This window comes from Streptomyces monomycini, assembly GCF_022271435.1.
Lineage (GTDB): Bacteria > Actinomycetota > Actinomycetes > Streptomycetales > Streptomycetaceae > Streptomyces > Streptomyces monomycini.
In genome coordinates this window covers 136,007-149,366 of record NZ_JAFIQY010000011.1, presented here as the reverse complement: position 1 = coordinate 149,366, position 13,360 = coordinate 136,007, and the positions used below count along the sequence as shown (strand labels likewise).

The window sequence follows — 13,360 nt, the reverse complement described above, 5'->3', positions numbered from 1 at the left end:
TGTGGTCCTTCATCTTTCGAAGATGACGAACCGGGCACCTGATGTTGACCAGGCGCCCGTATCCCGTACGGGATATCGCCCAGCCCCTGCGCCGGGCATCGCTGCCCGAGCGGCGAACGCCCGTCGCTCCCGCCTCGGTTGGTCAGCCATGACAGAAGCGGGCCGGGGTGCTGAGCGCGTCGTATCGGGCCAAACGATCGTCGGGCCCGGAGGAAACGCACGGCGTTGCGGGCGCCCCGCTGCCTGAACGGTTCTTCGCCCGCCCGCGGCTTCCTCGCGGGCCGTTCTCATCATGGACATGCGTTCCCTGACCTCCGGTGCTCTGCGCGCACGCCTGTACGCAACGCCACCCTCACAGAGCCATGCCTCGACGAAGCCGCAGCTCATCGCCGAAATATGTGCGGCGCGCCGGGGGCGCGCGGCTGACGGCCGGGCGCGGGGGCGTGCACTGCGGACGTAGAAGAGTTGTGCAAATGTCCGTGTTCTGTGATGGCCCGTCGCACCTTCAACCACGGCCAGGTCGGCGGGCGCACAGTGAGTGCTCCCGGCAGCCGTCCGGGCATCTCGTCCCACCGGCCCCGCTCCGCGGCGGGGCTGCCGCAGGAGGTCCGCCATGTCCCGTTCCGCCCGTCTCACGGCCGTCGTCCTCGGCTCGGCCGCCCTGGTCACCGCCGCCCTGCCCGCCACCGCCGCCACCGGTTCCCACACCCTGCCGGCCCCGCACCGCTCCCCCGTCGTCATCGGCGCGGTGCAGGCCGACTCCCCCGGGCGCGACGACGGCTCCAACCGGTCCCTGAACGCCGAGTGGGTCACCGTGAAAAACACCAGCCACCGCCCGGTCAGCCTCCAGGGCTGGTCGCTGACCAGCGAGCGCACTCACAAGACCTACCGCTTCCACAACCTGCGTCTGGGCGGACGTCAGGAAGTCCGGGTCCACACCGGTCACGGCCGTGACACCTGGCGCGACGTCTTCCAGAACCGCCGCGACTACGCCTGGGACAACCGGCGTGACACCGCCACCCTGCGCAACGACCGTCGCAACGTGGTCGACACCAAGCACTGGGGCCGTCACCTGCGCTAGCCACAGCGCGGGGCCGCCTCCCAGCGGCCCCGCCTTGCCAGGTGCGCCGCAGCCACGGGGAAGGCTGCGGCGCACCGCCGACCCGTGGCGGCCGGTACCGCCCTTGGGCTCACCGTCCGGCGGCGCGACAATGAGCTTCGCGCCGGCGTGCGCCCGGCGTGAGGAGATGGCCGTGCTTCCCACCATGGCCACGCACGGCTGCGCGCCGCAGCACCACCGCTCGCAGACCGATGACGGCCTCGTGGTCACCGAAGAGTGCACGCGATGCGGCTACCGGATCTCCTGCAGCCCCGCAGGCCGCGACCGGCTCCTTCCAGCCTCCCGTCCCGCCTACATGTGGGCATCCAGCGCCCCCTCGCCCACCTTCACCGGCAGACAGCGTCACTGTGGCGTCGGGCGTGTCCGGTAAGCGGCGGGACACGCCGGTCGTGCCGCGGGAGACTGGCAGGGCGGTGCCGTAGCCGCAGGGTGCGCGGGCTGCTGCTGCCCGCGCACCCGCTGCACGCGCTCACAGTTGGCACCGGGAATCGGGGGAGGTCGCGGCGGTGAGGGGTGGCGCGCACAGTATTTCCTCCCCGGGGGCGTCGCAGACGTCGAGGCGTTCGCTGAAAGCGTCCACAATGGCCAGGCCACGGCCCTGCTCCCGCTCGCTAGTGCTGTGACCGGGAAGGTTTGCCGGGTTGTCGGTTGTGCTAGTCGGGTGTCAGCACGCCGACTGGCATGGGAGGCGGGTATGGCTTTACCGGTCAAGGTCCGCAGGCTGACTGAGCAGGAAGGACAGAAGCTCCAACACATCGTTCGGCGGGGCAGCACGAACTCTGTGCGATTTCGCCGGGCGATGATGCTCCTGGCCTCAGCCGGCGGCAGCACGGTCCCAGTGATCGCGCACCTGGTCCAGGCGGACGAGGACACCGTCCGTGACGTGATCCACCGCTTCAACGAGATCGGGCTCGCATGCCTGGACCCTCAGTGGACGGGAGGCCGTCCCCGCCTGCTGAGCGGTGACGACGAGGACTTCGTCGTCCGGACGGCCGCCGCCCGCCCCACTGTGCTGGGCAAGCCCTTCACCCGCTGGTCGATCCGCAAACTCGCCGACCACCTGCGCCGCGACGTTGCCAGGCCCGTCCGGATCGGCCGGGAGACACTGCGCTGCCTGCCGGCCCGCCGGGGGATCTCCTTCCAGCGCACCAAGACCTGGAAGGAGCCCCGGACCCGACGTTCGACGCCAAGCTGGAACACATTGAGTACGCGCTCAATGAGCGCGCGGACCGCACGTTCGCGTTCGACGAGTTCGGGCCGCTGGGCATCCGCCCCACTGCCGGCTCCTGCTGGGCCGGACACGGCAGGCCCGAGCGGCTGCCGGCCACGTTCCGCCGCACCCACGGCATCACCTATTTCCACGGCTGCTACTCGGTCGGCGACGACAAACTGTGGGGCGTCAACCGCAAGCGCAAAGGCATCGACCACACCTGGGCCGCCCTGCGCTCCATCCGCGCGGCCCGCCCGGACGGCGCCCCGCTCTACGTGATCCTCGACAACCTCTCCGCCCACCTGAACTGGCGCATCCGCAGGTGGGCAGTCCGCAAGAACGTCGCGCTGTGCTTCACCCCGACCTACGCGTCCTGGGCCAACCCCATCGAGGCCCACTTCGGGCCCCTGCGGCAGTTCACCCTGGCCAACTCCGACCATCCCAACCACACCGTCCAGACCAGAGCCCTGCACGCCTACCTGCGCTGGCGCAACCAGCACACCCGTCACCCCGACGTCCTCGCCGCCCAACGTCGCGAACGCGCCCGCATCCGCAGCGTAAAAGGCGTCCGCTGGGGCGGCAGACCATTGCCTGCCGCGGCCTGACCACCAACCCGGCAAACCTTCCCGGTCACAGCACTAGACGGCGCAGCGATGCGCGGCCAGTCCGGGCTGTCGTCGTGCACTTCCACGGCCAGCCGGTGCGGCTGGGCGTTCAGGCGCAGTCGGCAGCGGCTCTTGGTGTGGCGGGTGACGTTGGCGACCAGTTCCGTGACCACCAGCGCGGCATCCGCCGGATCAGCACGCAGCGGGCCGGCCGAAGGCGATGGTCAGCCGCCGGGCCCAGAACACCGTCCCGCAGGCATGCGGCAGCAGGTACTCCACGGCCCGCGGGACGCGGACGCTGGTGGACGGATTCGCTGGTTCCACCATCGTGGGTCTCCCGGCTCGTGGAGGGTGGGCGGCACCTCACCAACGGGTGAAGGGCCGAAGGCATGTCTCCGGCGTACCCCGCCCGGGGGCCGCCGACGCGAAGGCCCAGCGGCGATCCGTCCGGCCAGGAGTGCGCGCCCCCGGCCGCGCGCCCGCGTGCGCCACACGCCAGCGGCAGCGGTGACCTTGTGGCGCCTGCCTCTGACACGCGAGCCCTACAGGATTGCGTCACCTTGTGTTCTGTGGCCGAGGGGCGAGGGTCGGGGCGCGCCTCGAAGACCTCTTGCGGCAGCTTTCCGGCTGCCGTAAGGCTGCCCGGCTATCGCCACATGCGGCCGAAGGCTGCCATGGCTGGCTCCCGCAGCGAAACCCGCCCCTCCAAGCGGCGCTGGCCCGGCCGCAAAACGCTGCCGGTAACAGGGTCCCGCCAGGCGGTGCCACCGGCCGTGTCCGCCCAGAAGATGCCGTAGTCCTCTTCCGGAGCCACCGCCCAGGCCGCATAGGCATCCACCGTTCCCCAGTCGGCGAAGCCGACCCCGCGCAGCGAACGCACGGGCGCGGCGACCGGGAGCGACCAGTGGCGTGCGGCGTCGTCGCAGATCGAGCACCACACGCGTCCGTCGTGATCCGGCCAGGCCAGCAGCAGACGCTCCGCGCGCCCGGCCCGGCCGGCGAGCGAAGGCCAGGCGCTCACCGCCATGGCCGGCCCCACGGTGACGTCGCCGTGATTCCAGAGCGTGCCGTCGGGTGAAGGGCACAGGTGGACGGTCCGGTCCTGACCCGCGCCGGTGAACGCCAGCCACACGCTGGTGGTGTGGGTGGCGGTCGCAGCGGGGCGGGAGGCCGTCATCGGCCAGCCGTCGAACAGCGCCTGCGGCGGTGACCAGGACCGGCCGTCGAACATGGTCTGCCACAGCCGTTCGTCCCCGCCCGCTCCCTTCCAGTACAGATGCAGCCCGCCACGGTTGGCCACCAGGGCGGGAGCGTGGCTGGAGGCCGCACCTGGCACCGGCCGCGGCCCGCTCCAGCCCCGCCCGTCGTACGCTGCCCACCACAGCGTCTGGTCCGGGCCCGCGTCGCGCCAGGCCAGGTACAACAGGCCGCGCCACGCCGCCAGTGCCGGCTTCTCCGTCGATGCCGCACCGAACACCCGCTGCTGCGGCGACCAGATCTTCCCGTCGCGGGTCTGCGACCACCACAGCCGCGTATCACCGAACGAGCCTCGCCAGGCCATGAACAACGCCACGCTGCACCCCACACCAGGTTCCGGCCGCAGCGCGCACCCATGCGAAGCCACGGCTCCTGCACACAGTGTTCACAAGGAAGCACCGAGTTCACCACGGACTTCGGTCCACTCCCACGGAGGCGGCTGCGGCTGCGGCTGCGGCTGCGGCTGCTGGTTCATCATCGCAAGCCGGGCCTTGGAGGTCATATCGCTTGCGCGCGGCACTGCGGGCGCAGAGCCGCGAGGGAGCTGCGGGCACGGGGCGTCAGCGGGGTGCAAAGACACACTCAGGGCGCATTCGCGCCCGCTGGGTTCGAGGCCGCCCAGTGACTTGCTGACGGGTTGTGCAGCATGGTGAGCGGGGGTGGTGACATCACGGAGGTGTCATGTCGTCTCTACGGATCCACTTCACCGCTGAAGACCTGGTGTGCACACAGGTCGCAGCCGATGCTGATCCACACTATGCGAATGCGAGGGACGCCGACGGTGCGTCGTGCCCGATGTCCATGAGGAATGCCAGCATCCGCGCGCTCCGCCCCTACATTGCCACCGCTCGGGAACCGCGGCGACTCCGAGTAACTCTGTATAGCGACCCCGGGGGTGACCTGGCCATGGGGCTCCGAAAAACCGTTCGGCGGATGTGGGCGGCCCCTGCTACATTTCCAATGGCCGTGCGAGAGATCGAGGAGGTGGTACCCGTGAACGCAGTATCGACATGGGTGCTCTCCTCCGGGGTCACGGTCGGACGTTAGGTCGTCCGGGAGCACCGTTCCAGTGCACTCCCGAAAGGCACGACCATGCATTTCTCTTCGGAACAGCGTCTCGACGGCGGCGTCCTCGAACGCGCATTCACCCTGGGCGAGGTCCCCGGCATCCTGTGGACTCCTGTGTCCGTATCCGCACCGGTGCCGCTGATCCTGCTCGGCCACCCCGGCGGGCTGCGCAAGATGTACCCCCGGCTGGTGGGACGGGCCCGGCACTGTGCGGCGGGCGGCTTCGCCACGGCCACCATCGAGCTTCCCGGAAGCGGCGACCGGCCCCGTTGGCCCGCCGCCGAGCAGGCCCGCGCTGACCTTCGCCGGGCGATGGAGGCCGGCGAGCCGGTCAGCGACGAGACCGTCGACGCCCTCATCCTCCCGCTGGCCGACAAGGCGGTCCCGGAATGGCAGGCCGCCCTGGACGCCCTCCTGTCGCTGCCCGGGATCGGCGGCCCGGTCGGGTACTCGGGGGGCGTGATCTCCATCGGCGTCCGGCTGGCAGTGGCCGAGCCGCGTATCGCGGCAGCTGTTCTGTTCGCCGGGAGTCTCGTGCCTCGCGCCATGTTCGCGGAGGCCGGCCGGGTCACCATTCCGCTGCACGTGCTGCTGCAGTGGGACGACGAAGGCAACGACCGGCAGGCGGCCCTGGACCTGTTCGACGCCTTCAGCTCCGAGGAGAAGTCCCTGCACGCCCATATGGGCGGGCACACCGGCGTCCCGCAGTACGCGGGGGACGCCGCGGCCCAGTTCTTCACACGGCATCTGAAGTAACGCCGGGCTGCCAGACCGGCAACAGACGGTAGCGGATGCCGGCCGGGATGCCGCTCATCAAGGACAGGCCCTCCGCAGCACTCCTCATGTGGGCCCTCGCCGAACTTTCGGCGGGGGCCCACGCTGCCTGGAGTCATGAACTGCTCGATCTCTGCCGAGCTTCGATTGCCGCCCGGCCTGCGCACCGGCGCTCTCGGTTCGCGTGAACGAGGCACCGCCGATTCCCCGGCAGCAACGGCCACTTAAGGCGGCCTGCCGACCGCGGGCCGGTAACGACCTGCATTGGCCGTGCCCTGAGAACTGGACGGTGCCGGGCCTGGGCCCGTCCGGGGCTGTGAGGCGTACCGGACGGGACGGTGGCCAGTTGGCCGAGGCCGGCACGCTGCCTCTCGCATTCGGAGACGAAGTCAACGGTGTCCGCGGGACGAAGGGCCCGACGGCACCGGATCAGCCCGGGGTGGACAAGTGAATCGAGGAGAGCTTGGCCGCATCGACGACGATGTGGTTGCCGGGGATCCGACATCCGCTGACAGTGAAGGCGCTGGCGGACAGCGGTGCGCCAGCGAAGTTGGGCGCGGCTCCTCTGAAGGGGATGCGAGCCGCACCCATTCCGGATCAGACCGTTTGACTGTGAATGGAGAGCACCGCACTGAGTGCGGTGGCACCGTCGAGGAGTGCTCGGGATCGAGCCGTGATGCTGGCGTCCCTGGCAGCAAGCGCCGCGACGACATCCTGCGATCGGCGGGTGCGCCGCAGCTGCGGCATGAGGGCCCGAAGGGGGGTGATGCGGTATCCGGCCTTGCGCAGTTGGTGAACGATCCGTGCGTCCCGCACCTGAGCCGGTGTGTAGCGCCGCGTTCCGCGCACGGAGTCGCGGTCCGGGATGACGAGAGCCTCCGCGTGCCAGTGCCGCAACGTCGAAGGGCGCACACCGAGGGCGGCAGCGAGTTCGCAGACGCTCATCGAGTCCGATGCGTGCACGTCTTCGATCGGCTCGCTGGAGATCGCCTGGGCGGCTTCCTCGGCCTGCCTCAGTGCCGCGCGCTCCGCATCCAGCCGGGCGTGCGCCGTGTCGAGAAGGGCCAGCGCCTGCGCGATGGGCACCTGGTGGAAGGCCCGAGTGATCTTCTTGGCCTCGACCGGTCCCACACCCGCGGCGAGGGCTCGGTAGGCCCGTGCGGAGTGCAGGTGCACCTCTGTGTAGATCCGGTAGCCCGTGGCCGTGCGCGTCACGGGCGGAAGCACGCCGTCGCGCTCAAGATTGCGGACTTGTTGAACGGAGCATCCGACGTGCCGTGCGACATCAGCGGTACGCATTTCACCTGATTTGAGACTTGGCATCCTCACACCTCTCCATCTCGGCCTCCAAGTCTCCACAAGCACTTCAATGCAACGCTAGAGCACATGACCATCGACGAGATCATCAGCTTCATGGGCGGCCTCGACGGCGTCCTGACCATCAGGCCCGCCCCCGGCGACGGCACGCCGGACATCAGCTGGGGTGACACGTTCTTCTACTACGCGCCTGACGGCGCCACCCCGACGGCGGCCCAACCGTTCGCGACAGTCGTGACCAAGAACTACCCGGGCGACGAAGCATCGCGTCTGGACCGGCCGGACACCTTCCGCGTGAATATCGCCGCCGGAAAGGAAGCCTTCACCCAGTGGACCGGTCACGCGCCACGCGAACCAGCCTCCGCCGAGGTCGACCCCAGCGCCACCGACACCGTGATGGCGCACCCCGTCTACGGCACCGCCGGCTGGCTGGCAGTGGTGAATCCGGGCGAGCGCACCGAAGCGTCAACACGTGAGCTGCTGCGCGTGGCCCATCACTTCGCACGCTCACGCCATGAGCGACGCACTGAATCAACCACGCGGTGAAGGGCCTTGGCTTCTCGCCGCATTCCGGCCATGAAGCCGACTCGATCCGGCTTCGGCTCCGCCCGTGATCTTCGCCGGATCTATCGGCCGGTCGTGCCGTCGAGCATCTCGCGCAGGATGTCCAGGTGGCCGTTGTGGCGGGCGGTCTCCTCGGTGAGGTGGAGGAGGATCCAGCGCAGGTCGACGTGGAGGCCGTTGCGGATGGTTCCCTCGGCCTGCTGGTCCAGGTCGTTGTTGGTGACCAGTTCGCGGTAGCGGGCGCTTTGTTCGGCGTATTCGTCGAGCAGCTGCGTGAGCGGGAAGTCGATGGCGATCCGCATTTCGCGGTCGGGGTCCTCGTCCGTCATGGGGGCCCGGTCTTCCTCGCCGAGGAAGACCACCTGGAACCAGTAGTACTCGACCCAGCGCAGATGGTTGATCACTCCGCTCACGGTCATCAGCGGTGAGCCCGGAAGGAGCGCCTTGCGAGCGTTCTCCGCGGAGACTCCCTCGCATTTGGCGCGGGCGCTCTCCCGTGTGTAGTCGAGGAAGGTGGTGAGCTGGGTGCGCTCGTCCCACGCGGGCGGTGTGTCGTCGATTCTGTTCATCGCGCGAAGCGTCCCCGATCACCGTGCCTGATGTCGAGACATTTACCGGCGGACCCGGCCGCGGCACCGGGCCGCGAGCCGGACTCAGGCCAGTCCGCCCGTCGCCCGCAGGTTCTGGCCGGTGATCCACCTGCCCTCCGGACCCGCGAGGAACGCGACGACAGCGGCCACGTCGGACGCCTTCCCGAGGCGGCCGAGAGGCGTCATGCCGGCGACCGCCTGGAGCGCCTCCGGGGGATTGGCGCTCCGGAGCATTTCCGTGTCGGTCGCGCCGGGAGAGACAGTGTTGACCGTGATACCCCGTGGCCCGAGCTCCCGGGCGGCGACCGCGGTCAGCTGCTCGACCGCACCCTTGCTGGCGGCGTACGGCCCGATACCCGGCACGGGACGCACGGTGTTCATGGTGGAGATGTTCACGATCCGCCCGCCGTCGCGCATCTGCCTGGCCGCGTAACGCATCGTCAGGAAGACCGGCCTGGCGTTGACCGCTATCACGCTGTCGAACACCTCCACCTCGGTCTGGGCGAGCGGGGCCGGGCTGAAGGCCACCGCCGCGTTGTTGACCAGAATGTCCAGGCCGCCGAGATGCGCCTGTGCGGCTTCCATCAGCCGCTCAGGCGCGTCCGGCTCCTTCAGGTCAAGGCACACCGCCCGCACCTTGCCCCCGTCCGCCTCAACGGCGCGGACGACATCGGCCGCGGCTTCCTCGCTGGTGGCGTAGTTGAAGACCACGTCAGCCCCGTCACGGCACAGGCGTTCCACAATCGCCCGGCCGATCCCCCGGGACCCACCCGTAACGACGGCCGTCATGCCTTTGAACACTGTTCCTCCACGCCGGCGAGAAGATGATGTAGGACCTTCGAACCTACTGGCGCCACAGCTCCCGCTCAACGGCCTTCGCCTACGTGATCCGCCGGACAGGCCCGGTATGACGGAAGCCGTAGCCGCGGTCGGCGGACAGACACTTCGGCTTGTGGCGAGGACGGCCGTGGCGGCCACGGATGCACGGAACCGCATCAACGAACGGGATGAGCTGGGTGACGTCGTGCCGGATACCGCCGGCCAGTGCTACGGCAAGCGGGGTGCCGTGGGCGATCGACGATCACATGGCGTTTGCCGCCGGGGCGGCTGCACGACCGGCGCGCTCACCGCGATGACCGCCTGCTCGCACAGCAGGCGCTCCCGTTCCTCCAGGTCCTGGCGGGGTGAGCGCCCTCGCGACGACGTCAAGCGCTGGCCCCCCGGCCAGGTTTCCCGGATGACCACATCGGAACGTACCCGTACGCCCAACCTCGCCGAGTCCCCTACTGCCTTGAGCCCGACCAGCCAATGGAAAGGCCAGGTGGTTTCGTTGTCCTCGGCACCGCCGTCTCCGGGTAGCGACCCGAACCCAATCCCGAGCCCGGGCTCCGGACCAGTGCCTTCACCCCGGCAGCGATCACGCCTGCGCCGGGCCAAAGAGTGGTTCGGCGGACTGGCCGAGACCAGCAAAGTCGCTCTAGTCGCAGCTGTGATCACGACCGTCGGCGGAGGAGCGTTCGGCGTGATCAGCGCCGCCACTTCCGCGCTGGGCGGCAGCGGGGGTGCGGTCAGCGACGGAACGCCGCAGAAAGCGACTCCTGCCGCATCATCTCCCGGGCACAGCACGCCTGGTGGCCGGCCAGACACCTCGGCCACCAGCCGGGCCGCCCAGGCCGCCGAGTGCGAGGTCCGCTCCAAGGTCCTGTACTGCCCGGGCGACAAGGCAGGGGTCAAGTTGTACCGCCAACGCGACTACCGGTCCGAGGTCATCCACACACTCACCGGCACCTCCAGCCGGTATTCGTGCTGGGGGCATGGATTGCCTCACTCCGGAGGCAACGACATCTGGTACTGGACGCACTTCGAGGACGAGGACTACTGGGGCAATGTTCCAGCGGTGGACGTAAGCACGCATCAGGACCCCGCCTCCGGCCTGCCCATGTGCTCGTGACCAACCCTGCTTCAGGGGCACCGCCCTCACCGCCCCGCGCCTTCCGGCCGGGACCAGCACAGCGCCCGGCCGTCAGCGTCGAACTGCCCGAGCTCCGTCATCAGCGCGGCCCCGGTGGCCACCTCCTGCGGCGTCCAGCCGGTGATGTCGAGCAGCAGGCCGCCCAGCGGGTCCGCCCACCAGCTCCGCGTACGCACCGCCCGGCCGCAGACCCGGCTACGACCCGTCGAAGTCCGTACTGTAGGCCAGCCCGGCACCCGCACACACCACTCCCACACCCCGTGTCTGCGCCCAACGACCCACTGACCAGTACAAGCAGCACGGCACGTGTTTCACTCGGGTGATGCTGCACCGGCGAACGAAGCCGTTCGGCCAGCGGCGGCCTCGTCATCACTGCCGCTGCCCGGCCTCGGCGCACGCAGCGGCAGCCGTGGCAGAACAACGTCGCCCCCATCCCAGGCGGCGCTCCAGAGGGCGCGAGCGCCGGGCGTCTTCACTTGGTCCAGGCGGCGTAGTGCCGTACTGATGACGATGGCGCCGGCCTCGCGGCACGGCGCACCGTTGAACCCGGCGACCGGCAGTCCTAACCTGGAATGCGGCCCTGCCCTGGACCCCGGCTGGCCACACGATCGCGGGCTGCATTGCTCCGTCGGCGCATTTCAGTCCGCCGGATCCGTACTTCGCAGCGGACGCACGGATCCGGCTGTCCGCCGCCGCACCGGGGTCCTCCCGCCACCCCGGCCCAGCGGCCCGGACCGGGACACGGAGAGGAGCCGTGCCCGGGCACGGCGGCCGCCCGACCGATGAGGCGGCCGCCGTCTGCCTCCACTGTCCTCCGCCCCCCGCCGTTCGGCACCGGTTCTTCAGGTCACGCCGGAGTCTTTACCGTATGGTCCGTACCACCCGGACCTGGCCCCCCGCTGGACGCATGGCAAGAGTGACGGCACGGACGATAGCGGCGTGCCGGCGGCGGCTCCCCGTCTGCTGGTCCGAACGCAGGGAGCTGCCGTGCCGGACGGCGGCACAGCCAAGCGGGTCCCCACTCAGCCGCCGCCCTGCGACCGGATTCTTCACGCAGCACGACCAAGCGCGGCAACAGCATCGGCTCATCTTCACTCTTCGAGTGGACGGAAGCGGAACACCACCGGTACGGCTGAGCCCGGCCTTGGGGCAGCTTCACCATGCTCTGATCACGCCGCGCGGTTCCCCCGCATGCCTATGATGCGGGGAGCCGGTCGCCATATCCCCGCAGCCGGTCAGGCTGCCCCGGCATCCCGGGCCCCGGTTCCGGGCGGCCGTTCCACAGCGAACCGCCGACAGCCCGCGTGCCAGCCCCACACCGGCACATGTCCCGGCCGCGCAGGCGCCGCATGGCCCGGCCTCGGCCGAAGAGTGGTGGGTGCGAGGACGGGCCGGGGGAAGCCGTCCTCGCACCTCGGTCGCCGCCGCCTGGCGGCGACCGCCTGCTCGAAGGAGCATCCCGCAGCCTGCCACGAGTCTCCAGAACACACCGGCCGCTTTCCGGCCATCCAACGGGCATACAGCCAGGTCTTCTGACGGGTAGCCAGGCCGCTCTACGCACAGCACATCGCTGCCGCGCAGCCCTGGGCGCGGTTCAGGACAGGGTGCTGTTCTCCGCCTGCGGCCCCTTGGCGCCCTGGGTGATGTCCAAGGTCACGGCCTGGCCCTCGAAGAGCTCACGGTAGCCGGTGGCGTTGATCGCCGAGTAGTGGGCGAAGACATCCGGCCCGCCGCCCTTCTGGGCGATGAAACCGAAGCCCTTTTCCGCGTTGAACCACTTGACGGGCTCGCTGGCCATACATCCTCCGAAAACTCACAACGAGCCCCGCCCTCGCGGCGCCCCGGACGACTGCCGACGTCACGAGCAGCACGCCACCAGGACAGGGCCCGCGGACACATCGTCGCAACGACGGCAGACCGTGACGGTATACGGACACACCGCCGCACGAAAGCGCCTTCCTCCGTCTTCGCGAAATGGCCACACCAGGCTCTGCGCCACGAAGCGACAGACCTGAGATGCCTTCGGACGCCGCCGTACAGTCTGGTGTCGCGAACGGCAGTCCGCCGGCCGCGGGGGCACGGAGGCGGGAGCAAGCAGCGTCCCGAAGCCGACGCCCGAGATGCCTTCCGAGAGCTCGGGCACCGGCCACCGCCCCGGCGTCCTTGGTCTTGGCCACCGCTGTGTGCGTCAGCCGGACCGTCAGGGCCACGGTGGGGCCGGGGGTGATGCTGTCCGGGCCAGGCAGGCCGCGATCATCCACGCCGTGGAACGTTCAGCTCCTTGCCTTCTTCAGCCATCGGTTCATACGCAGACGTATCGTGGTGCCGTGCCGGGTGGTGCGCGTTTCGGCGGCGTCGCTGAGCTGCCGGATGATCCATAGCCCGCGTCCGTCCAGGGTGACGGTGACCGGCGGCAGGTACCCGGCCAGTGCGGTGTTCAGTGTTCCCTACGGGTCGGTGACCTGGCAGAAGACCTCGGTGCAGGTCGTCCACACCCGGCAGCTGCCGGAGCCTACGCTGCGACGTAGGGCATTGGCCGCCGCTTCGTCCACGCACACCAGCATGTTGTGCACCCGGTCGGCGGACAGGCCGGCGGCTCCCGTCAGCGGGTGGGAGCCCTCTGGGACTTCCAGCCCCATCAACCGGCACGAATGCGAAACAGCTGAAAGGTCATTCGCGCAGGTCAGCAGCAGTCAGCCACTCGCCATGGCAGGTCACCGCATTCACTGGTCCCTTCCGGGTCATCTGATCAGCAGGACTCAATACGTCTGCACTCGGCGCCCCGTGGATGCTGGCCATCTTGACATGGCCTGAGCTGCCCGAGAAAGAACCTGACGACCCATCAGGACGAGCGTCAAATGAGCGTCACGAGCGTCATTTCAG

Annotated in this window: 11 protein-coding genes and 3 pseudogenes; 5 read left to right on the top strand and 9 right to left on the bottom strand. The window is 69.6% G+C overall.

The annotated features are described in order from the left end of the window. Positions 1–613 precede the first annotated feature (613 nt). Together JXZ78_RS15990 and JXZ78_RS15985 are read left to right on the top strand one after the other, a co-directional pair. Positions 614–1,081 (top strand): lamin tail domain-containing protein, encoded by a 468-nt coding sequence (locus JXZ78_RS15990; RefSeq protein ID WP_030025093.1) that lies wholly within the window; start codon positions 614–616, stop codon positions 1,079–1,081. A gap of 733 nt (positions 1,082–1,814) precedes the next feature. After that, positions 1,815–2,935, top strand: a pseudogene (locus tag JXZ78_RS15985) (IS630 family transposase). Positions 2,936–3,127: 192 nt separating this feature from the next. Here JXZ78_RS15985 and JXZ78_RS40280 read toward each other — a convergent pair. Both JXZ78_RS40280 and JXZ78_RS15980 read right to left on the bottom strand, forming a co-directional pair. After that, the gene (locus tag JXZ78_RS40280) at positions 3,128–3,262 is read right to left on the bottom strand and encodes a hypothetical protein (protein WP_275127821.1); all 135 of its coding nucleotides are present in this window, start codon (positions 3,260–3,262) and stop codon (positions 3,128–3,130) included. 319 nt (positions 3,263–3,581) lie between these two features. Continuing rightward, entirely contained in the window at positions 3,582–4,508 is a 927-nt protein-coding gene (locus JXZ78_RS15980; protein ID WP_238783141.1) for a sialidase/neuraminidase family protein, read from the bottom strand. A gap of 776 nt (positions 4,509–5,284) precedes the next feature. Here JXZ78_RS15980 and JXZ78_RS15975 point away from each other — a divergent pair. Further along, complete coding sequence (locus JXZ78_RS15975) at positions 5,285–6,016, top strand: dienelactone hydrolase family protein (protein WP_030025088.1); 732 nt, start codon at positions 5,285–5,287, stop codon at positions 6,014–6,016. 615 nt (positions 6,017–6,631) lie between these two features. Here JXZ78_RS15975 and JXZ78_RS15970 read toward each other — a convergent pair. Then, a complete protein-coding gene (locus JXZ78_RS15970) occupies positions 6,632–7,357 on the bottom strand; it encodes a MerR family transcriptional regulator (protein WP_078624737.1) in 726 nt (241 codons plus the stop codon). A 63-nt stretch (positions 7,358–7,420) separates the two neighbouring features. Here JXZ78_RS15970 and JXZ78_RS15965 point away from each other — a divergent pair, with 63 nt between their 5' ends. After that, a complete protein-coding gene (locus tag JXZ78_RS15965) occupies positions 7,421–7,897 on the top strand; it encodes a DUF6194 family protein (protein ID WP_030025086.1) in 477 nt (158 codons plus the stop codon). Between the two features lie 80 nt (positions 7,898–7,977). Here JXZ78_RS15965 and JXZ78_RS15960 read toward each other — a convergent pair whose 3' ends face one another. The 3 genes and pseudogenes from JXZ78_RS15960 to JXZ78_RS15950 all read right to left on the bottom strand — a co-directional run. Further along, positions 7,978–8,484 (bottom strand): DinB family protein, encoded by a 507-nt coding sequence (locus JXZ78_RS15960; RefSeq protein ID WP_238783140.1) that lies wholly within the window; start codon positions 8,482–8,484, stop codon positions 7,978–7,980. A gap of 84 nt (positions 8,485–8,568) precedes the next feature. Then, positions 8,569–9,294, bottom strand: coding sequence for an SDR family NAD(P)-dependent oxidoreductase (locus tag JXZ78_RS15955; RefSeq protein WP_030025081.1), 726 nt, complete (start codon positions 9,292–9,294; stop codon positions 8,569–8,571). Positions 9,295–9,424: 130 nt separating this feature from the next. After that, a pseudogene (locus tag JXZ78_RS15950) lies at positions 9,425–9,611 on the bottom strand (transposase); the annotation flags it as partial. Between the two features lie 383 nt (positions 9,612–9,994). Here JXZ78_RS15950 and JXZ78_RS15945 point away from each other — a divergent pair. Continuing rightward, complete coding sequence (locus JXZ78_RS15945; RefSeq protein WP_238783139.1) at positions 9,995–10,456, top strand: hypothetical protein; 462 nt, start codon at positions 9,995–9,997, stop codon at positions 10,454–10,456. Between the two features lie 26 nt (positions 10,457–10,482). On the opposite strand, the pseudogene JXZ78_RS15940 reads toward JXZ78_RS15945, so the two are convergent. The 3 genes and pseudogenes from JXZ78_RS15940 to JXZ78_RS15930 form a co-directional block, all read right to left on the bottom strand. After that, positions 10,483–10,666, bottom strand: a pseudogene (locus JXZ78_RS15940) (hypothetical protein). A 1,405-nt stretch (positions 10,667–12,071) separates the two neighbouring features. After that, the gene (locus tag JXZ78_RS15935; RefSeq protein WP_030025078.1) at positions 12,072–12,275 is read right to left on the bottom strand and encodes a cold-shock protein; all 204 of its coding nucleotides are present in this window, start codon (positions 12,273–12,275) and stop codon (positions 12,072–12,074) included. A 649-nt stretch (positions 12,276–12,924) separates the two neighbouring features. After that, entirely contained in the window at positions 12,925–13,116 is a 192-nt protein-coding gene (locus JXZ78_RS15930; RefSeq protein ID WP_030025076.1) for a hypothetical protein, read from the bottom strand. Between the last annotated feature and the right edge of the window lie 244 nt (positions 13,117–13,360).